Source organism: Bradyrhizobium elkanii WSM2783, from assembly GCF_000472865.1.
In the GTDB taxonomy this organism is placed as follows: Bacteria; Pseudomonadota; Alphaproteobacteria; order Rhizobiales; family Xanthobacteraceae; genus Bradyrhizobium; species Bradyrhizobium elkanii_A.
Genome location: NZ_AXAP01000051.1, coordinates 38891 through 59379, shown reverse-complemented (window position 1 = coordinate 59379; position 20489 = coordinate 38891). Strand labels below are relative to the sequence as shown.

The 20489-nt window shown below is 65.3% G+C and carries 20 protein-coding genes and 1 pseudogene; 14 read left to right on the top strand and 7 right to left on the bottom strand.

Going from position 1 to position 20489, the window contains the following annotated elements; all coding sequences use genetic code 11:
* Positions 1–148, top strand: a pseudogene (locus YY7_RS60850) (IS5/IS1182 family transposase); the annotation flags it as partial.
* 330 nt (positions 149–478) lie between these two features.
* Here YY7_RS60850 and YY7_RS0132975 read toward each other — a convergent pair.
* Positions 479–1240, bottom strand: coding sequence for an SOS response-associated peptidase (locus tag YY7_RS0132975; RefSeq protein WP_028166929.1), 762 nt, complete (start codon positions 1238–1240; stop codon positions 479–481).
* A gap of 72 nt (positions 1241–1312) precedes the next feature.
* Here YY7_RS0132975 and YY7_RS0132970 point away from each other — a divergent pair, with 72 nt between their 5' ends.
* The 4 genes from YY7_RS0132970 to YY7_RS0132955 all read left to right on the top strand — a co-directional run bounded on the left by YY7_RS0132970 (position 1313) and on the right by YY7_RS0132955 (position 3274).
* Entirely contained in the window at positions 1313–1816 is a 504-nt protein-coding gene (locus tag YY7_RS0132970) for a hypothetical protein (protein WP_028166928.1), read from the top strand.
* Between the two features lie 187 nt (positions 1817–2003).
* Positions 2004–2423, top strand: coding sequence for an NUDIX hydrolase (locus tag YY7_RS0132965; RefSeq protein WP_028166927.1), 420 nt, complete (start codon positions 2004–2006; stop codon positions 2421–2423).
* Between the two features lie 65 nt (positions 2424–2488).
* Positions 2489–2866, top strand: a complete 378-nt coding sequence (locus YY7_RS0132960) for a TIGR02301 family protein (RefSeq protein ID WP_028166926.1) — start codon at positions 2489–2491, stop codon at positions 2864–2866.
* A 144-nt stretch (positions 2867–3010) separates the two neighbouring features.
* Positions 3011–3274 carry a hypothetical protein gene (locus YY7_RS0132955; protein ID WP_028166925.1) on the top strand — a complete coding sequence of 88 codons (264 nt, stop codon included), beginning with the start codon at positions 3011–3013 and terminating at the stop codon, positions 3272–3274.
* Between the two features lie 125 nt (positions 3275–3399).
* Here the strand turns inward: YY7_RS0132955 and YY7_RS0132950 are convergent, their stop codons facing one another.
* On the bottom strand, positions 3400–4734 hold the full coding sequence (locus YY7_RS0132950; protein ID WP_028166924.1) for a dihydroorotase: 1335 nt from the start codon (positions 4732–4734) through the stop codon (positions 3400–3402).
* Positions 4735–4863: 129 nt separating this feature from the next.
* On the opposite strand from YY7_RS0132950, the gene YY7_RS0132945 reads away from it, so the two are divergent.
* The 9 genes from YY7_RS0132945 (at position 4864) to YY7_RS0132905 (ending at position 14826) form a co-directional block, all read left to right on the top strand.
* Complete coding sequence (locus YY7_RS0132945) at positions 4864–5745, top strand: YgfZ/GcvT domain-containing protein (RefSeq protein ID WP_028166923.1); 882 nt, start codon at positions 4864–4866, stop codon at positions 5743–5745.
* Positions 5742–6368: a DNA-3-methyladenine glycosylase I gene (locus YY7_RS0132940; protein WP_028166922.1), complete on the top strand. Its 627-nt coding sequence runs from the start codon at positions 5742–5744 to the stop codon at positions 6366–6368. The genes YY7_RS0132945 and YY7_RS0132940 overlap by 4 nt, the downstream gene beginning before the upstream one ends.
* Positions 6365–6979: a YfbR-like 5'-deoxynucleotidase gene (locus YY7_RS0132935; protein ID WP_028166921.1), complete on the top strand. Its 615-nt coding sequence runs from the start codon at positions 6365–6367 to the stop codon at positions 6977–6979. The genes YY7_RS0132940 and YY7_RS0132935 overlap by 4 nt, the downstream gene beginning before the upstream one ends.
* Before the next feature lie 236 nt (positions 6980–7215).
* The gene (locus YY7_RS0132930) at positions 7216–7722 is read left to right on the top strand and encodes a tyrosine phosphatase family protein (protein WP_028166920.1); all 507 of its coding nucleotides are present in this window, start codon (positions 7216–7218) and stop codon (positions 7720–7722) included.
* A 118-nt stretch (positions 7723–7840) separates the two neighbouring features.
* Positions 7841–10537, top strand: coding sequence for a DUF2339 domain-containing protein (locus YY7_RS0132925; RefSeq protein WP_028166919.1), 2697 nt, complete (start codon positions 7841–7843; stop codon positions 10535–10537).
* Between the two features lie 37 nt (positions 10538–10574).
* Positions 10575–11150: a TetR/AcrR family transcriptional regulator gene (locus tag YY7_RS0132920; protein ID WP_028166918.1), complete on the top strand. Its 576-nt coding sequence runs from the start codon at positions 10575–10577 to the stop codon at positions 11148–11150.
* Positions 11151–11202: 52 nt separating this feature from the next.
* On the top strand, positions 11203–12177 hold the full coding sequence (locus YY7_RS0132915; RefSeq protein WP_028166917.1) for a zinc-dependent alcohol dehydrogenase family protein: 975 nt from the start codon (positions 11203–11205) through the stop codon (positions 12175–12177).
* Between the two features lie 231 nt (positions 12178–12408).
* On the top strand, positions 12409–12942 hold the full coding sequence (locus tag YY7_RS0132910) for a FecR domain-containing protein (protein ID WP_028166916.1): 534 nt from the start codon (positions 12409–12411) through the stop codon (positions 12940–12942).
* Positions 12943–12948: 6 nt separating this feature from the next.
* A complete protein-coding gene (locus YY7_RS0132905) occupies positions 12949–14826 on the top strand; it encodes a CHASE2 domain-containing protein (protein WP_028166915.1) in 1878 nt (625 codons plus the stop codon).
* Between the two features lie 245 nt (positions 14827–15071).
* On the opposite strand, the gene YY7_RS0132900 is transcribed toward YY7_RS0132905, so the two are convergent.
* The 5 genes from YY7_RS0132900 to YY7_RS0132880 form a co-directional block, all read right to left on the bottom strand.
* Entirely contained in the window at positions 15072–15305 is a 234-nt protein-coding gene (locus YY7_RS0132900) for a DUF6894 family protein (protein ID WP_028166914.1), read from the bottom strand.
* A gap of 156 nt (positions 15306–15461) precedes the next feature.
* A complete protein-coding gene (locus YY7_RS0132895) occupies positions 15462–16040 on the bottom strand; it encodes a hypothetical protein (protein ID WP_028166913.1) in 579 nt (192 codons plus the stop codon).
* A gap of 104 nt (positions 16041–16144) precedes the next feature.
* Entirely contained in the window at positions 16145–17131 is a 987-nt protein-coding gene (acuI, locus tag YY7_RS0132890; protein WP_028166912.1) for an acrylyl-CoA reductase (NADPH), read from the bottom strand.
* Between the two features lie 157 nt (positions 17132–17288).
* Positions 17289–18539 (bottom strand): MFS transporter, encoded by a 1251-nt coding sequence (locus tag YY7_RS0132885; protein WP_028166911.1) that lies wholly within the window; start codon positions 18537–18539, stop codon positions 17289–17291.
* A gap of 261 nt (positions 18540–18800) precedes the next feature.
* Positions 18801–20198, bottom strand: a complete 1398-nt coding sequence (locus tag YY7_RS0132880) for a cell wall hydrolase (RefSeq protein ID WP_035691511.1) — start codon at positions 20196–20198, stop codon at positions 18801–18803.
* Positions 20199–20489: the final 291 nt, after the last annotated feature.

Here is a 20489-nt window from a genome sequence, read left to right as displayed (position 1 = left end):
CTCGATCTGCGAATGCATCCATGCCCGCTGGCGCAACTGGGACCTCAGGCAATTGACGGTGCGCGGCATCGAAAAGGTCCGAGCCGTCGTGCTCTGGTACGCCCTCACCAACAACATCCTGCAGGGACATCGCCTCGCCAACCCATAGCTGCGCCAAACCATAGCGGCGCGCAAATCCCGCCCCGCTCCACCGTCGAGGTCTTCAACATCCGCTACTTCGGATGCCGTCTACCCGAAAACCGAATTGGTTCTCAGGCTCTACGAGATCATGCCTTCGCGCTGCCAGTTACTGTGCCCTCTCCCCTTGTGGGAGAGGGCAGCGCCGGAGTCGGCAACGAACTCGATTGGGTGAGGGGTTTCTCTCCGCAAGCACCTCGCCCGCGGAGACAACCCCTCATCCGTCGCGCATTGCATGCGCGCCACCTTCTCCCACAAGGGGAGAAGGGAAGGTTGCGCGCTTTGCCCACGCTACGATTCCCTAAAACAAGCTCCCCTGCCCGTCGTCTTCCACCGGCGACGATGGCTTGCGCGGTGTCGCCCGCTTCGGCTTCTGCGGCTCGGCGGCGCGCTCCTCGTCCGTGATCGGCAGCAGCAATTGCGCATCGTCATTGGCGGCGTGGTTGACCCGCGTCGAGACCTCATGCCAGGCGAATTCGCCGACCGCCGGGCCCTTCAAGAGCGGCATCGCCAGCGAGACCTCGTCGTTGCGGCAATCGAGCCAGCGCTCGAAGGCGTCGGGCGAAATCGTCACGGGCACGCGGTGATGCAATCTCGCCAGATCGGCGCTGGCCGGCGCGGTGATGATCGCCACCGTATCGACCTCCTCGCCGTTCGGACCGACCCAGGTCTCCGCCAGCGCGGCGAAACCGACCGGCTGCTGGTCGTGGCGATAGATGAAATAGGGCCGCTTGCGGCCGCCCTCGTCGTGCCATTCATAATAGCCGTCAGCCGGGATCAGCGAGCGGCGGCGCCGGATCGCGTTCTTGAAGGCGGGCTTCTGCAGCACCGTCTCCGAGCGGGCGTTGAACAAGAGCCCGACCTGACGGGGATCCTTGACCCAGGCGGGTACCAGCGCCCAGCGCATCAGCCGGAAATGCCGGCCGCCGTTCTCCAGGATCACCACGGGAACGGGTTGGGTCGGCGCAATATTGTGCCGCGGGGGGAAGTTGGGCTGCTCGGCATAGCCGAAGAGCAGCCTGATCGCCTCCGGCGGCGAGGTGATAACGAAGCGTCCGCACATAATCCGGGAAAAATAAGTACTCGTTCAGGACCTTTTAACCGCCCCTGTCAAACATTGGGCATGATGAACGCCATGGGCTCAACAGCAGCACAATCCGATCGCCCGACACCGCGACCGGCGGGCCCGGACGAGGCCCGCGCTGCGGCGTTGCGCGCCGCCAACATCAATCCGCGCACCGGGCTTGCCACCGATTACCTCAATCACTTCAACGAAGCCATCATGCTGCTCGAGATGATTCCGGATATGCCGGAATGCGCCGAGGATTTCCTGAGCTGGCACCCACTGACCTATGCCGAGCATTTCACGGCCTCCAACTTCAGGGCGCGCGACCTCGCAATCGAAGCCTACGAATCGGCTGATCCCCCGACCCGCGCCGAATTCGACAACATCACGAACACGATGACCTCGATATTGACGGCGGTAAGCGCCGCGATGGGCAAGGTGCGCCAGGACAAGACCCGTGCCAAGCTAGCCGAGCAGGCCACGATCTGGGTCAAGCCGCTGGTCGCCCTCGCCGGCGGCATCATCAACGGCGGCACTGAAGCCGACATCGAACGGATCATGGCGAGCGAGTAGCTGGGCCGGGTACAAATATCACTCTCGCCGTCATGGCCGGGCTTGTCCCGGCCATCCACGTCCTTCCAGCCGCGAAGGAAGGCGTGGATGCCCGGGTCAAGCCCGGGCATGACGAGCCCCATGGATTAGACCTTCGCCCGCCAATCGGGCATGATCGACGCCGGTTTCGCCGGTTTTGGATCGCCTCTTGACTTCCCCCGCCCAGCCTGCCCGTCCACAGCTTGCCGTTTCCGGCGCGATTTTTCGCGACGGCAAGGTGCTTCTGGTCCGCCGCGCCCGCTCGCCGGGCAAGGGCTTCTACTCGCTGCCGGGCGGCCGGGTCGAATTCGGCGAATACCTGCATACGGCACTGCACCGGGAGGTCGACGAGGAGACAGGGCTCAAGATCGACATCGTGGCGCTGGCCGGCTGGCGCGAGGTGCTGCCCGGGCCGACGGCTAACGGGCACTATCTGATCATGTCGTTCGCGGCGCGATGGGTGGCGGGGGAACCCCACCTGAATGACGAACACGACGATTTCAAATGGCTCGAGCCCGATGCGATCGGCGATCTCAAGGTCACCGGTGGCCTGCAGGAGGTGATTCAGGCCGCCCGGCGGCTGATTTGAAGCCCTCTGGCGCGAGAGATCCCGCGCCTTGCCTGCAGCACAATCCACAGGCATATGACGCTGCCATGTCGAAAGTTCTCCTGGCCGCCCTCATCGTCGTCACGGCGTGCAATCTCTCGCCCGGCCGGGCAGAGGATGCCGCGGCGCCGTTTGACGGCGATCTGCAGCGGCTCGCCGAGATCCTCGGCACCCTGCATTATCTGCGCGGCATCTGCGGCAGCAACGAAGGCGCCAAATGGCGCAACGAGATGCAGGCGCTGATCGACGCCGAAACCCCCTCCGGCGACCGCCGCGCCCGCATGATCGCGGGCTTCAACCGCGGCTATAACGGTTTCCAGCAGACCTACCGAAGCTGCACGCCGGCAGCGGTCGTGGCGATCCGACGCTATGTCGAGGAAGGCTCGAAGATCTCGCGCGACCTGACCGCGCGCTATGCTAACTGACTGAGCGAATAGACGTTCGATTGACCTTGGTTGCCGCCATTAACCCTTCCTAAAGAAGTGGCCTAGGCGTGCCCAATCTGCGTGCTACAGCTTTGTGCATGACGTGATTCGCCGTGAATCGCGCCGACATTGCCTGTGAGTTTCATGCGCATTCCAGCGTTCCAGATTGCCCGCGATCCCCTGCCTGACCACGAGCAGAAGCAGGCCGCGCTCTCCTACCTCAACGAGGCCTGGGCCGAAGCGCGCCATGACGGCATCGACGGCGACTGCCTCGCACAGGCGAGCCTGTTCGCCGCGCTGGCCGAACTGGTCGGCACCTATGGCGAGGAAGCGGTGGCGAAGTTCGTCGAGGGACTGCCGGCGCGCGTGCGCAACGGCGAATTCTCGCTGATACTGGCGCGGCAGTAAGTCCCCTCATTCAGTCGCATCATCACCCGCGAAAGCGGGTGATCCAGTATTCCAGAGACGGTCGTGCTCGAGCCGAGAGGCCGCGGCGTACTGGATGCCCGCCTGCGCGGGCATGACGACGGGGACTACACCCTCAACGTCTCCAAAAACCGCACCGGCTCGCCCAGCGACGGCGTCACCACTTCGCCCTGCCACATCACCCGCTTGCCACGGATGAACGTGCCGACCGGCCAGCCGGTGACGCGCATCCCATCATAGGGTGTCCAGCCCGCGCGCGAGGCGATCCACTGGTTGGTGATGGTCTCGCTGCGCTTGAGATCGACGACGGTGAAATCGGCGTCATAGCCGGCCGCGATGCGGCCCTTGCAGGCGATGTTGAACAGCCGCGCCGGGCCCGCGCTGGTGAGGTCGACGAAACGCGCCAGCGACAGCCGGCCGGCGTTGATGTGATCGAGCATCAGGGGCACCAGCGTCTGCACGCCGGTCATGCCGGAGGGCGAGGCCGGATAGGTCTTCGCCTTCTCTTCCAGCGTATGCGGGGCGTGGTCGGAGCCGAGCACGTCGATGATGCCCTGCTCGATGCCGTACCAGATCCGCTCGCGATGGTCGGCCGAGCGCACCGGCGGATTCATCTGCGCGTGGGTACCGAGCCGCTCGTAGCATTCCGGCGCCGCCATGGTGAGGTGATGCGGCGTCGCCTCGCAGGAAGCGACATCCTTGTGGTCGCGCAGGAAATCGATCTCCTGCTTGGTCGAGATGTGCAGCACGTGGATGCGCTTGCCGGTCTCATGCGCGAGCTTGACCAGCCGCTGTGTCGCCATCAGCGCGGCGACTTCGTCGCGCCAGACCGGATGCGAGCGCGGATCGCCCTCGATCCTGAGCGATTTGCGGTCGTTGAGGCGATATTCGTCCTCGGCATGGAACGCAGCGCGGCGGCGGATCACGTTGAAGATGCGGCGCAGGCTCTCGTCGTCCTCGACCAGCAGCGTGCCGGTGGAGGAGCCGATGAACACCTTGACGCCGGCGCAGCCCGGCGCGCGCTCGAGCTCCGGCAGGTCCTGCACATTCTCGCGGGTGCCGCCGATGAAGAAGGCGAAATCGCAGTGCATGCGGTGATGGGCGCGCTTCACCTTGTCGGTGAAGGCCGCCTCCGTCACCGTCAGTGGATCGGTGTTCGGCATCTCGAACACCGCCGTGACGCCGCCCAGCACCGCGCTCCGCGATCCGGTCTCGAGATCTTCCTTGTGGGTCGGACCGGGCTCGCGGAAATGCACCTGGGTGTCCATCACCCCGGGCAGGACGTGCAGGCCCTTGCAGTCGATCACCTCGTCGGCGGAATCGCAGTTCAGGCCGCCGATCTCGGCAATACGGCCATTCCTGATGCCGATGTCGCGAATGCCCTCGCCATCCTGATTGACCACGGTGCCGGATTTTAGAATGGTGTCAAAACGCTGATTCATCGTTCCTCGCGCCCGTGTTCAAGCTGCCTGCCGGGCCTTGTTCGGCACAGTTTAGCGCCTTAACTTGGCAGGGGATATCCGTCAGCTCCGTTTCCCAAAGGAACCTTGGAAAAGGGCCGAACAAGGCGCATGAAAGCAGCATTTCTACCCGATCGAGGCGTGGTCAAGGTGACGGGCGAGGACGCCCGCAACTTCCTCAACGGCCTCGTCACGTCAGACCTGACCGATCTTGCGCCGGGCATAGGCCGGTTCGGCGCGCTGCTGACCCCGCAGGGCAAGATCATCGTCGATTTCCTGATCACGGAGGCGCCGGCGGGCCATGGCGGCGGCTTCCTGATCGATGTGCCGCGCGCGCTTGCGCAGGCGCTGACCGACAAGCTCCGCTTCTACAAGCTGCGCGCAAAGGTTGCGGTCGAGAATCTTTCCGACGGGCTCGGCGTACTGGCCGCCTGGGACGGTGAGCCCGCGATGAAGCCCGACCTCTGCTTCGCCGATCCGCGCAGCGGCGCGCTGGGTTTCCGCATCGTGGTGCCCGAAGATTTGAAAGCCAAGGTCGCAGGTCTCATCGGCGCCGACCTCGTCGACAGCGCCGCCTATGAGGCGCATCGCATTGTGAGCGGCATCCCGCGCGGCGGGCTCGACTTCAGCTATGGCGACGCGTTCCCGCACGAGACCAACATGGACCGGCTGAGCGGCGTCGATTTCGACAAGGGCTGCTATGTCGGCCAGGAAGTCGTGTCGCGGATGCAGCATCGCGGCACCGCGCGCACGCGCACTGTCAAGATCATCCTGGACGATCTGGCGCCCGAACCGGGCGCCACCATCGTCGCCGGCGACAAGCAGGTCGGCACCATGGGCTCGGCCGCGGGACAGAACGGCCTGGCGCTGATCCGCACCGACCGCGTCGCAGATGCACTCGATGCCGGGCTTTCGCTCTCCGCCGGCGGCCTTGGTCTGAAGCTTGCCGAGCCCGATGTTGTGCGCGCCGCACCGAAAAAGACCGTCGCATGAGCCGCACTGCGCAACTGCATCCCGACGGCAAGATTCGCTGTCCGTGGCCGGGCGAAGACCCGTTTTACGTCGCCTACCACGACGAGGAATGGGGCGTGCCGGAATATGACGACCGCGCGCTTTACGAAAAGCTGATTCTCGACGGCTTCCAGGCCGGCCTCTCCTGGATCACGATCCTGCGCAAGCGCGACAATTTCCGTAAAGCCTTCGACGATTTCCAGCCCGAGAAGATCGCGCGCTACAACGCCAAGAAGGTCCATGCGCTGATGAACGATGCCGGCATCGTGCGCAACCGGGCCAAGATCGAGGGCACGATCGCGAGCGCGAAGTCCTATCTGAAGATCATGGAAGATGGCCCGGGCTTCTCGAAATTCCTGTGGGATTTCGTCGACGGCCGTCCCAAGGTCAACGAGTTCAAGACCACGGCGAGCGTGCCGGCCTCGACGCCGCTGTCGATCAAGGTCTCGAAAGAGCTGGCCTCGCGCGGCTTCAAGTTCGTCGGCCCGACCATCGTCTACGCCTTCATGCAGGCGACCGGCATCGTCAATGATCATCTCGTGACCTGCTTCTGCCACGAGGCCTGCGGCGGCAAGCATCGCAGCCCGCGCTTCAAAGTGAAATGACCGGAAGATCACCGGCGCCGAAGCAGGACGCGCGGGCCTGGCAGCGCATGCTGTCCGGGCGACGGCTCGATCTGCTCGACCCGTCGCCGCTCGACATCGAGATCGCCGACATCGCCCACGGGCTCGCCCGCGTCGCACGCTGGAACGGGCAGACCAGCGGCGCGCATATCTTCTCGGTCGCGCAGCATACGCTTCTGGTCGAGGCGGTGATGCGCCAGCAGATGCCGCGCGTCGATGTCGGTGTGCGGCGCGCGGCGCTGCTGCACGATGCGCCGGAATATGTCATCGGCGACATGATCTCGCCATTCAAGGCGGTGCTCGGCGGCGACTACAAGACGGTAGAGAAGCGCCTGCTCTCCGCGATCCACATCCGCTTCGGCCTGCCGGCAACGCTGGCGGACGAGATCACCCAGCAGATCAAGGCCGCCGACCGCGGCGCCGCCTATCTCGAAGCAACGCGTCTGGCGGGATTTTCGGAAGCCGAAGCCAAGCGCCTGTTCGGCCGCGATCCCGCACTGCCCGAGGCGACCGAGCGCGACTATCTCACGCCCTGGACCGCAGCAAAAGCCGAGAAACGGTTCCTCGAACGCTTCCAAGCGGTGGCGGCGTGATCTTCTTCCCTTCTCCCCTTGTGGGAGAAGGTGGCGCGAAGCGCCGGATGAGGGGTTGCCTCCACGGGCGATCGTGCGCGTGGAGAGAACCCTCACCCAAGTGAGTTCGTGGCCATGCCGGAGCGGCCCTCTCCCACAAGGGGCGAGGGCGCGATAACTGGCATCGCGAAGGGTGGCTTTGCCCACCCTGCGGCAGCGGCTATAATTGAGGCCAGTCACGTTGCCGAAGGACCATGATGCTTCACGTCTGCTCGCTTGCCCTGCTTCCCGAAACCGTAAGACTGACCAGCGCCAGCCACGTCCTCACCGTGATGGCCAATGTCGCCCAGGTGCAGCGCCCGGCCTCCGTGCTCGAGGTCAACCATCTGCGCGTGCAGGTCGACGACATCACCGAAGTGATGGACGGCTTCATCGCACCGTCGGAACGGCACATCGAACAGGTCCTGAACTTCGTGCGGGGCTGGGATCGTAGCGCGCCGATGGTCGTGCACTGCTACGCCGGCATCAGCCGCTCGACCGCGAGCGCCTTCGCTGCCGCCTGCGCGCTCAATCCGCATCGCGACGAGGCCGAGATCGCGCGCAAGATCCGCGCCGCCTCCCCGATCGCGTCGCCGAACCGGCTGATGGTGAGCCTCGCCGACAAGGCGCTCGGGCGGGAGGGCCGGATGGTCCGCGCACTCGACGAGATCGGACCCGGCGCGATGAGCGTCGAAAACCAGCCGTTCCGGGTCGACCTCGAGTGAGTCGCGCGGAAATGCCGCTTTGATGATTGAACTTTTTGCGGGCCAACCTCCACTCAATGGATTGCGACGACCGCGGACGTGATTGGTTACGCCCCTTGCGCGCCGGCCCGGAGGCCTGATGCTCGAGTTCATTGTTTTTGTCATTGCGATCGTCGCATTTGCTTTTGCGCTGAAATCAATGAACGAAGTGGCCGCATTGCGCATGCGGCTGGAGGCCCTCGAAGGTGCGAATGCCGCGGCAATACGGCCGGCATCGCCGCCGCCACTCGTCCCCGAGCACGAGCCTGAGCCGACGCGTGCGACCTCGCCGCCGGCTGCGGTCACGCCTCCTCCATTACCGCCAGAGGCCATCCAGGCCGCACCTGCCAAGGCCGAGCAGGCTGCAGAACCGGACGCGCCAACCGGCGCGCCGCCTGCGCCACCGCCTCCGCCACCGACACAACCCGGCTTCGAAGAGACCATCGGCACCCGATGGGTGGTGTGGCTCGGCGGCCTGACGCTGGCGCTCGGCGGTTTCTTCATGGTGCGCTATTCGATCGAAGCCGGCCTGCTCGGGCCCGGCGTGCGCACCATGCTCGGCGGCCTGTTCGCGCTGGCGCTGCTCGGCGCCGGCGAATGGACGCGGCGCAAGGAAAGCATTTCCACCATCGCGCCGCTGCTATCAGCCAATATCCCGGCGATCCTCACCGCCGCCGGAACGGCTGTGGCATTCGCGACCGTCTACGCAGCCTACGCGCTCTACGACTTCCTCGCGCCGGCCACCGCCTTCGTGCTACTCGGACTGGTCGCGCTCGGCACGCTCGCCGCGGCGCTGCTGCACGGGCCGGCGCTGGCCGGGCTCGGTGTCGTCGGCGCTTTTGCCACGCCGATCCTCGTGTCATCCGAAAAGCCGGATTTCTGGGCGCTCTACATCTATCTGGCGATCGTCACCGCGGCATCGTTCGGCCTCGCTCGCATCCGGCTGTGGCGCTGGCTTGCCGTTACCACGGTGCTGTTCGCGCTGCTCTGGACCTTCCCCTGCCTGCAATGCGGGCCGTCGATGATCGGGCCGCATGCCTTCCATGTCGTCGCGGGATTCATCCTCGCCGCGCTCTTGGTCGTCTGCGGCTTCATGTTCGGTCCGGAGGCGGAGGGCGAACAGGTCGAGCCGATCTCGTCGAGCTCGCTGATCGCCTATCTGTTCGGCGCGCTGCTGATCGTGCTGAACAGCTTTCACGCCGATCCCGCGATGATCAGCTTCGGCCTCCTGGTCGCCGGCAGCCTCCTCGTTGCCTGGCGGACGCCGGCGGCCACTGCCGCGATCGGCGCCGCCGCGCTGTTTGTGTTCGTCGTGTTCGCCGAATGGGCGGTGCGCGGCAATCCGGACATGCTGGTGCTGCCCGGCGGCCCCCTGCCCGGCATCGGGCCGAACGCCACCGACGGCTCGGTCTCGCTGCACCTGACCACGGCGGCGATCTTCGCCGGCATGTTCGGCGTGAGCGGTTTCCTCGCGCAGCGCCGCTTCGCAACGACTGCAATCACCGTGCAGTGGGCGGCGGCCGCCACCTTCACACCGCTGGCGCTGTTGATCGCGCTCTACGCCCGGATCGCGCAGCTCGACCGTTCGATTCCGTTCGCAATTCTCGCCGTACTGCTCGCCGCGGCCTTCGCCGCCGCCACCGAATTCCTGACCAGGCGCGAGGACCGGCCCGGACACTCCGCCTCGATCGCGCTGTTTGCGACCGGCACGCTCGCCGCACTGGCGCTCGCGCTCACATTCGCGCTGGAAAAAGGCTGGCTCACGATCGCGTTGGCGCTGATGTCGCTCGGCACCGCCTGGATTTCTCTGCAGCGGCCGATCGCCTTCCTGCGCACGCTTGCTGCGATCCTCGCCGGCATCGTGGTGCTGCGCATCGGCTATGAACCGCGTATCGTCGGCGATGCCGTCGGCAGCACGCCGATCTTCAACTGGCTGTTGTGGGGCTACGGCATTCCCGCGGCCTCGTTCTGGGCAGCCAGCATCTTCCTGCGCCGCCATGGCGACGACGCGCCGCTCCGCGCCGTGGAATCGGCCGCGATCCTGTTCACGGTCCTGCTCGCCTTTATGGAGATCCGTCACGCCGTCAACGGCGGCGACGTTTACCGCAACAGCGCCGGCCTCACCGAGGTCGCGCTACAGGTCTGCACGGCGCTGGCGATGGCGATCGGGCTCGAGCGTCTGCGCGTCCGCACGGCCAGCATCGTGCACAATATCGGCGCGGTGCTGCTGACCGTGTTCGCCGGTCTTGCCGCCGTCTTCGGCCTGATGCTGCTGGAGACGCCCATCCTGTGGCCGATCGATGTCGGCGGCAGCTTCATCAACCTGCTCCTGCTCGGCTATGCCCTGCCGGCGGTGCTGGCGCTGCTGTTGTCCTATGCGGTGGCGGGACGGCGCCCGGCCGCCTATGGCAACACGCTCGCGGCCGGCGCGCTGATCCTCGCGCTCACCTATGTCAGCTTCGAAATCCGCCGGCTCTACCACGGCCCCGTGCTGTCGCACGGCCCGACCACGGGCGCCGAGCAATACACCTATTCGATTGCCTGGCTGGCGTTCGGCGTCGTGCTGCTCGGGATCGGCATCGTCGTTGGCTCGCAGCGTGCGCGGATGGCCTCTGCCGCCGTCATCGCGCTGACCATCGTCAAGGCGTTCGTAATCGACATGTCGCAGCTCACGGGCGTCTACCGCGCGCTGTCCTTCATGTGCCTCGGCGTGGTGCTGGTCGCGATCGGCTGGTTCTACCAGCGCATCCTGTTCCGGCGACAAACGGCACCACCCCCGGTCGCTGGCGTGGGATGAGCTTGGCGAAGCTCGTGCCAACGCGTAGATAGGCGGCATGGCAAGACCGCGCAGTTTCGATCCCGATGAAGTGCTGGACGTTGCGCGCGACGTGTTCTGGCAGAAGGGTTTTCAGGGCACGTCGCTCGACGACATCACTGCAGCGACGGGCCTCGCCAAGCCGAGCCTCTATGCCGCCTTTGGCGACAAGAACGCGCTGTTCCTGACGGTGCTCGATCGCTACCACACGCGTATCGTTGCGCATGCCGAAAAGGTGATCAACGAGGGATCATCTGCACGCGAGGCGATCGAGCGCTGGCTCGCAGCCTTTATTCCACGCTGTTCGGGCGCCAAGGGAAGCCGCGGCTGCCTGTCGATCAACGCGTCGGCCGACGGCATTGCCGAACAGAAGGACGTGCGCACCAGGATCGAAGCTTTCAACCGGAAACTCGAGCATTTGCTGCGAGATAGGCTTCGCGCCGATCGCGCGCAGTTTGGCGCCGGTTTCGATCCCGATGCCGCCGCGCACACGATCATGGCGGTCTATATCGGGTTGATGGTTCTGGCCAAGGACAAGCCGAGCGCGGCCAGCGTTCGCGCCACACTCGATCAGATCATGCGCCTCCTTGTTTGACTTTGGCCGCTCATTATGTACTCATAAGTACATAACAGCGGAGACCATTGCCATGAAGGCGATCCAGATCGAAGCATTCGGCAATCCCGCCGAGGTTATGAGGCTCGTCGACGTCCCCGATGTCGGCGCTCCCGGCGACGGCGAAGTCGTGATCGCGCTGGAGGCGTCGCCCATCAACATGAGCGACCTCCTGATGATCTCGGGCCGCTACGGCTACCGCCCGAAGCTGCCGAGCATCGTCGGAACGGAGGGTGTCGGCCGCGTCGTGGCGGTCGGTCGTGGCGTCAAGCACCTGAAGCAGGGCGACCGCACTCTCATCCCCTATCCCTCGCCGGCCTGGGCAGAGCGCATCAAGGCCGACGCCAGCAGGCTGCGGGCGCTTCCCGACGGCGATCCGCTGCAACTGGCGATGCTCGGCATCAATCCCGCAACGGCTTACCTGCTGCTCACCGAGTTCGCCACATTGGCTCCCGGCGCGTGGGTGATCCAGAACGCAGCCAATTCCGGCGTCGGCCGCGCGGTGATCGGGATCGCGAAATCGCTTGGATTGAAGACGGTCAATATCGTTAGACGCGAGGAAGTCGTGGCTGATCTCAAGGCGAGCGGCGGCGACGTCGTGCTGGTCGACGGACCCGACCTCAACAAGCGCGTCGCCGCCGAGACCGCCGGTGCGCCGATCGCACTCGCCATCGATGGCGTCGCCGATACCGCGACGATGAATCTGATTACGTGCCTGGCGCCGAAGGGCGTGCTGGTGTTCTACAGCGCAATCAGCGGCAAGCCCTTCGTCGGTCCGGCACAGCCCTTCATCTTCCGCGACATCGCGATGCGCGGCTTCTGGCTCGCCAACTGGTTCAACAGCGCCACCGCCGCGCACGTCAGCGCGATGTACGAACACCTGGCGCCGCTGGTGGCCTCGGGCGCGATCAGCGCGCCGGTCGAAGGTACCTACCGTTTTTCGCAAATCCCCGAAGCCGTGTCGGCGGCGCAGAGGAATCGCGGCAAGGCGCTGTTCACGCCGGACTGACCGAGGGCAGACGGGATAAATCGGCAGGTTCTTTATCACGCCCGCGCGCCTGCCTCGCGGCGCGCCTGACATCACGCCCCTGTGACGCGACTTTGTGCATGACTTTGTGCATGACGAGTTGTCGCGTCGGCTCGCGCCATTGCACTGCACCCGGGCAGACATTTTCTAGACATAGTGTGCGCTTCAAAGAGCTATATTGCAGCGACTGACCATTTTAACGAGGGGAGCGTTTTGCACCGAGACATTGCGGGAGCACTCGCGCGGCTGGCGAGCTTGGCGATCATCTGCGCAACACTTGCGATCCAGCCTGCGGCAGCGCAGACGATGGCCGCGACTTGTCCGTCGCAGGCGGGCGCGCGAGGAACGCAGATCCTGGTCTGCCACGACGGCCTGATCATCGTCGCGGAGGACGGCGCGAGGTTTACGCTGCAAGGCCACGATGGCAGCGCCACGGCAGTCGATCTGCAGAGCAAGGCACTGCTGCTCGACGACGCCAGAATGCGCAGCAAGAATCGCTTTCGCGTCAACACGCCACAAGCGATTGCCGCCGTGCGCGGGACCAAATGGGCGGTCGATGTGCAGGAGGCGAGGACATCAGTGCTCGTGCTGCAGGGCCGGGTCGCGGTGCGCCGGCCACGGGGCGGAAACCAGGTGGTGCTTGGTCCGGGCGAAGGCGTCGACGTCGATCCGGGAAACGAGCCGCTGACGGTCAAGCGCTGGGGGCAGCCGCGCGTCGATGCGCTGCTCGCGCGCCTCGGGCAATGATCCTTGGTGAGCGGCCGGATCCCTCAAACATCGATCGCGCTTCTGCTCTCACTCGTCTGGGCGGCCGCGCTGGGAATAGGCTACTGGAACGGTGACGTTCAATTCCTCGATCGCGCCGAAGGCGCGCTGACCGACCTGCGCCTATCGGCACGCGGTGAGCGCGCGGCGCCCGATCTCGTCACGATCGTTGCCATCGACGATGAGACGGTCGCCAAGCGAGGCGGCTATCCGCTGCCGCGCGCCGACCTCGCCGCGATCATCGAGAAGGTTGGGAGCTACGCACCGCGCGCGATCGCAGTCGATCTCTTGCTCCTTGACCAGGGCAAGGACGGCGGCGATGCGGCGCTGGCGCAAGCGCTCGCAAAGCGCCCTTCCGCCATTGCCGCTGCCGCCGTGTTTCCCGATGCGATCCAGATGCTGGAGGCGGATGACAAGAGCGCGCTCGCGCGGCTGCCGCGGGCGGAGAGATTCCTGCGGCCATTGCCAGCGTTCGCGGAACATGCAGCGGTCGGCGTCGTCAACCTGACCACCGACAAGTCGGGTACGCCGCGCGGCATTCCCTTGCTGGTCCGCACCAGCGACAAGGTCGAATTGTCGTTTCCGTTGCGCGTCGCAGCGCTGGCCGCAGGCCAGGATCCGGTGATCGAGGCGGACAGCGTTCGCCTCGCGGGTCAGACCATCCCGACCGACATCGATCACGTGCTGCCGCTCGTCTATTACGGCCCGCGCGGCACGGTGCCGACGGCAAGTGCCGCTTCGGTGCTGGATGGCGACGTCGCGCAAGCGGCCATCCGCGACCGCATCGTCGTCATCGGTGCGACGGTGACCGGCGGCGGCGACGTATTTCCGACGCCGTTCGATCCGGTGATGCCGGGTGTCGAGATCGTCGCAACAGCGATCGATCATCTCATGACCGGCGGCGGCATCCTGCGCGATCGGTCGACACGCCTGACTGATGCGATCCTTTCAGTGGCGTTGGCGCTTGCAGTGGTCAGCCTATTGGCGTGGCGGCGCAGCGCGGCCGGCCTGCTCTCGATCGCAGCGCTGGTGACGATCTGGGCTGTGATGAACTACATCGCATTTTCGCGCGGCATCTGGCTCAGCGCCGCATTGCCGATTGCCGCCGCCGCGCCGCCGGCAATCCTGTTCGGGTCGATCCAGCTTTGGCTCAATCGGCGGCAGGCGCACTATTTCGCGGTCAAGAGCGACCTGCTGCAGCAATTCCAGGCGCCGGCGCTCAACAGATGGCTGACCGCCAATCCGGCGTTCCTGCTGGAGCCGCGGCACCAGGATGCGGCGGTGATCTTCATCGACTTGTCGGGCTTCACGGCATTGAGCGAGACGCTCGATATCGACGCGGGGCTTGCGCTGCTGAAAGATTTTCACACCCTCGTCGACGAGGAGGTCGAGTCGCACAGCGGGATCATCACGAGCTTCCTCGGCGACGGCGCCATGATCCTGTTCGGCCTGCCGGAAGCGACCGAAGACGATGCGCGCAAGGCCGCGCACTGCGCAGTCACGCTCTGCGACCGCGTCGCGCAATGGATCAATTCGTTGCCGGGAACGATGGCGCCGCGGATCGGCTTCAAAGTGGGCGCGCATTACGGGCCGATCGTCGCCTCGCGGCTCGGCGGCAGCTATCAGCACATCACCGCGACCGGCGATACCGTGAACGTGGCGAGCCGTCTGATGGAGGTTGCGGCCAAGGAAGGCACGCCACTCGCGCTCAGCGACGACCTCTTGCAACGGGCCGGCCCCGCCTCCGCCTTGTTCGAGAGCGGCACGCTCACCGGCCCACGCGAGACGCTCATCCGCGGACGCACCCGCCCGCTCTGGGTCTGGCTATGGCGCAACGATTCGCGCGGCCAAGCTAAAGTGCGATGAGATCAGATCGGAAGTACCTTACCTCTCCCCATCGGGGAGAGGTCGGATCGCATGCAGCGCAGCGGAATGCGATCCGGGTGAGGGGGAAGAGCTCCGTCGAGGGACTATCACCCCTCACCCGGCGCTGCGCCGTAGCCGAAGCTACGCTTCGGCGTGTCTTAATAACGGCCGCCGAAGGCGGCCTATGCCTCTCCCTATGGGAGAGGTGAACACCGCGGCCGCACCGAATCAAACAAAAGTCAGTTCTAACCAATCGACTCCGCGATCAGGCGGATTCTGAACACGGGCTTCTTGCTCTCGTCGATCAGCTCCATCTGCCACTCGGCGTCCTGCTTGAGGCTGCGTGCGATGCTGCCGAGAAGATTGCCGCTGACCTTGGTCATCTCGGCCCATGCGGCCTCACGGCTTTCGAATTCGGACCCCTGATCGGACGCGCCCGCGAAGCGACCATGGCTGATCCTGAAGAAATATTGCGGCATGTGGAACTCGGTTGTTGCGCCCACCCCCGGCCGTCCTGGTGGAGATTAGGGGATTAGACGCTACCAAGCCATGAATTCGCGAGCCCGTATCATTACGGGTCTTCGCCGCCACGTTGTCGCCTCGATCAAACCAAGTCGGCGGGACGGTGATTCCAGCTAATCGGTCGAACGGCGCAATTCCGCCGCGCCTTCCGGTTGCGCCGATTCTGGCTTCACCGGCTCGAGCCTGGTGCGCTCGACAGGCGGCGTCTCGACGCGCGCGGACACTTCGGCGCGCGAGGCGTCGGCCGAGCGGGTCGCACGCAGCGAGCGCGGGCGCGCCACCGCGCGCGCCAGCAGCATCTGCTTGCCGCCCTGGTGATGGAAGTCGCAATAGGCAAAGCCCATGCCCGACACCGAGCCGCGGAACGAGCGATCGTCGCGCTTGTCGAGGTTGAAGCAGGGCTCGAACGGAAGGCCTTTCAGCGAGGCGCAGACGGCCTGACCGCGAACCTGCAGCGTGTTGCCCGGCAACCTGACATGGCGAATCGGGCCGGAGCCGGAGAACTGGATCGAGCCGGCGGCGCCCATGTCGTCGAGGATACGCCCCGCGCCGCGGGTGCCGTCAAAGCAGGTGAAGGCGAATACCTTGCCGGCGACAAATCGCCTGGCCTCTTCGGCGCTCATCGATCCCGCCAACGCAGGCGCGGCCATCGCGCCGGCCACGACCGTCCCCAATACCAGACGCGCAAGCATGAGCCACTCCACTTACCCAGCGCGGGCACACCGCCTTTACCCGCTGCTTACCATACCAACCAAGGCAACATTGGAGCAGCTTGGTTGGTAAATTCTGAACGCCGTCAGACTATTTTTACCACGATCCGGCCGCGGACCTCGCCCGCGAGGATTTTCGGGCCATAGGAGATCGCTTCGTCCAGGCCGATTTCATGAGTTATATCAGCGAGTTTTGCCTTGTCCAAATCGCTGGCGAGGCGGCTCCAGGCGCGCTTGCGCCGTTCGATCGGGCACATCACCGAATCGATGCCGATAAGGCACACTCCCCGCAAAATGAACGGAGCGACCGAGGAAGGCAGGTCCATGCCGGCCGCAAGCCCGCACGCGGCGACAGCGCCGCCGTACCTGGTCATCGAGAGCATGTTGGCGAGCGTGGTCGATCCGACGCTGTCGACGCCGCCGGCCCAGCGCTCTTTCGCCAGCGGCTTGACCGGGACGGTCAACTCACCGCGATCGATCACCTCGGCGGCGCCGAGGCTCTTGAGGTAGGCCGCCTCCGCTTGCCGTCCGGTGGAGGCGATCACGTGATAGCCGAGCTTGGACAGCACGGCTGTCGCAACCGAGCCGACCCCGCCGGCCGCCCCCGTCACCACGATCGGGCCGCTCTTGGGTGTCACCCCGTGGTCCTCCAGCGCCAGAACCGAGAGCATTGCGGTATAGCCTGCGGTGCCGATCGCCATGGCGTCGCGCGCCGAGATCCCGTCAGGCAGCCGCACCAGCCAGTCGCCCTTGACGCGCGCCTTTTCGGCATAGGCGCCGAGATGGGTCTCGCCCATGCCCCAGCCGTTGCAGACGACCTTGTCGCCGGCCTTCCAGTCGGGATGGGAGGACTGCTCGACAGTGCCGGCGAGATCGATGCCGGCGATCATCGGGAAGCGCCGCACCACCGGCGCCTTGCCGGTCAGCGCCAGGCCGTCCTTGTAGTTCAGCGTCGACCATTCGACGCGGACGGTGACGTCGCCATCCATCAATTCCGCGTCGTCGAATTGCGTGAGCGCGGCGGTCGTTCCCTTGTCCGCCTTGTCGATCCTGATCGCCTTGAACGTCGCCATGATGGACCCTCCCGTACTTGCGTTGATCATGTCTCCCGTCATGGCCGGGCTTGACCCGGCCATCCACGCGCTTGGGTCTCTCTCGACCTTAAAGACGTGGATGCCCGGGACAAGCCCGGGCATGACGACGGATTTTTGCGGGATTCTGTTTATCGCATCAGGCCGGCTGCGCAACCGGGCGCGACACTGGGGCCTCCACGATCGGCAGGTTGATCAGCGCCGACAGCACACCGAACAGGATCGAGAGCCACCAGATCGGCGTGTAGGAACCATACTGCTCGAACACGATGCCGCCGAGCCAGACGCCCAGGAACCCGCCGACCTGATGGCTGACGAAGGCGAAGCCGTAGAGCGTGGCGAACCAGCGCGTGCCGAACATCAGCGCTACGAGCGCCGAGGTCGGCGGCACCGTCGACAGCCAGGTCAGGCCAGAGACCGCGCCGAAGGCGACTGCGGAGAACGTCGTGATCGGGAACGAGATGAAGGCGACGGTTGCCAGCGCGCGGGTGAAGTAGATCACTGAGAGGATGTAGCGCTTGGGGAAGAAGTTCTGCAGCCAGCCGACGCCGAGCGAGCCCATGATGTTGAACAGGCCGATCGCCGCGATCACCCAGCCGCCGGTCGAGGTCGGAATGCCGCGGTCGACGAGATAGGCCGGCAGGTGCACGGTGATGAAGGCGAGTTGGAAACCGCAGGTGAAGAAGCCGAGCACCAGCAGCACATAGGAGCGATGGCCGAACGCTTCCGCCAGCGCCGTCTTGAACGACTGCTGGTCGGCGGCCGGCGCGTTGGTCGTCTCCGCTGGCGGCGTTGCGATCGCAAGCGACAGCGGCAGGATCAAAAGCATCAGCGCGGCGAACACAGTCAGCGCAGTCTGCCAGCCGAAATTGTCGATCATCGCCACGCCGAAGGGCGCGAACAGGAACTGACCGAACGAGCCCGCCGCGGTGCCGGCGCCGAGCGCGAGGCCGCGCTTTTCCGGCGGCAGCAATTTGCTGAACGCCGACAGCACCAGGTTGAACGAGGAGCCGGACAGGCCGAAGCCGATCAGGACGCCGGCGCCGATGTCGAGCGACAGCGACGTTGTCGAATAACGCATCATGTAGAGGCCGGCGGCATAGAGCAGCGCGCCCACGATCATCACGCGCATGATGCCGAAGCGATCCGCGATCGCGCCTGCGATCGGCTGGCCCAGTCCCCACAGCAGGTTCTGCAGCGCCAACGCGAGGCCGAAGACGTCGCGGCCCCAGGAGAATTCACGGCTCATCGGCTGCACGAAAAACCCGAGCGCCGAGCGCGGCCCAAAGCTGAGCAGCGCGATGGCGCAGCCGCAGATGATGATGATCAGCGGCGTGCGCCAACTATCGGCGCCGGAGGAAGGCTGAAGGTCGCCGGTGGTCACAGCCATCAATTCCCCCTGCATGCAGCATCATGGGCGGTCCGACCCGCCGGACGAAAGGTTACTGGGAGTTAATGCATCTGCATGAAAAGCCCAAGGGGGCCGGAGAAAAAAATTTCAACGCAGGGCAGCCCTGCAAAATGATGCGAACTCTCTCCCCCCGCGAGCGGAGCGAAGCAATCCATAGTGCCGCGCGGGAGGGCATGGATTGCTTCGCTCCGCTCGCAATGACGACTTCGTCGTCCCGGCGGAGGCCTATCGCTCGGGAAGCTAGCGTTTCGCGCTGGCCTGCTCGGCGGAGCTTCGCGCGGCCTCGGCGAGTTCTGCCGAGATCTCCGCGGTCTCGGCCGGGTTTCCCCAGCTCGGCGCGTCGCTGCCATCGCCCCAGGCGCGCGGGCGATAGAAGGTGTGGACGCCGAACTTGTACGTCTTCTTCATCTCGCTGACCCAGGACGGGCGCACCCAATAGGCGTGATAGTGCGTCGACTTGTCGACCTCGGGCAGCCAGAGCCGGCCATCGAGCATCGCCTTGGCGATCTTTTTCGCGCGATCCCACATGTCAGGCTCGCGGATCACGTCGCGGACGTTATCGCAGGCGAAGGTGAACTGGCAGGCGAAGTGGCGATACTTGTTCTGGTAGACCACCCCGCAGACGGTGGTCGGATATTTGCCGGAGAAGGCGCGGTTCAACACCACCTGCGCCACCGCGATCTGGCCACGCACCGCCTCGCCTCTCGCTTCGAAATAGACGGCTTCGGCGAGACACTTTTCGGATTTGGCGCGCGATTTCTCGTCGAACAGGCCGAGCCGCTCGGCCGGCGTCTTGGCGTGCTGGTCGTCGGCATTGACCTCGCCCTTCGGCGCGATGCTCTCGCCCATGTCGCCGGCGCGCACCGGGCCGTCGGCATCGACCGGAAGCGAGGCCATCGCCTTCATGTCCGGATCCAGCGCCGCATCGGGCACGACGATCGTCGGCTCCTCACCCGGCTGCCAGCGCTCCATTGTCTCGGGTGCTCCGAGCGACGAGCCGAAGAACAGGCTCGAAGTCTGGAGCGAGAACGCATCGCGCGCCGGAGGCGCCGTCTCGGGAGCGGCCGTCGGTGCCGACGGCTGCGACGGCGCATATTGCGGCAATGGCGGCGCGTTCAGCGCGTCCTGCAATTCCGGATCGAGCTCGGCGGGCGCGCGCGCAGCGGTCTTCATGCCCCGGACGGAGGAGTTCGAGGTCGATGGATCTTCGCTTGCCGGCACGGACTCGCTGGGCGCAGCTTCAGCCGGGGGCGCGACGGCGAGGCGATCGCCCTTCAGCGTGCGATCGACCTTGGGGAAATCGGAGGCGACATAGCGCGGCGGCTGCGCGACGATCGGATTGCGGGTGATGGAACCGGTGAGATCGCCGCCCTGGCTGTCGAGCCGCGCCAGCCGATAGGTCGCAACTTGCGGCGAGGACGTTCCGATCGGTCGGCCGAAACTGTAGGCGGCGACCTGGATCGTGCCCATGGCGGAGAACATGCGCGTCTGCCAGCGCTCTGCGACCCCGGGCTGGCGGGCAAGCAGTGACGCGATGTCCTGATATCCGATCTCGGCCGGCATCAATGCGAAGATGCTAAGACCGAGTCCGAAGAGCGCGAACCGTGCGCCCTTCGGATGGTTACGCAACACTAACATCGATACGCTCACGCAACGCTTACAACGACCGAACGCAGTGCTTCCGTGCAATTCGACCAAATTTGTTGGTATCGAATTTAGGTTGCCGCCGAGTTAATCGACGTGGCTTGTCCGCTACACACAAGAGATCGCAGAGATTTTGCGCGACGCATCGCATGCATTGGTAAATGCCTTGCGGACGAAAATGGTAAACGTGAGGTCAACGAAGAGGGTGAATAAAGTCTTCGCGCGTGAAGCTTCAACCTCGGTCATTGCGAGCGGAGCGAAGCAATCCATCTCTCGCCGAGTGGA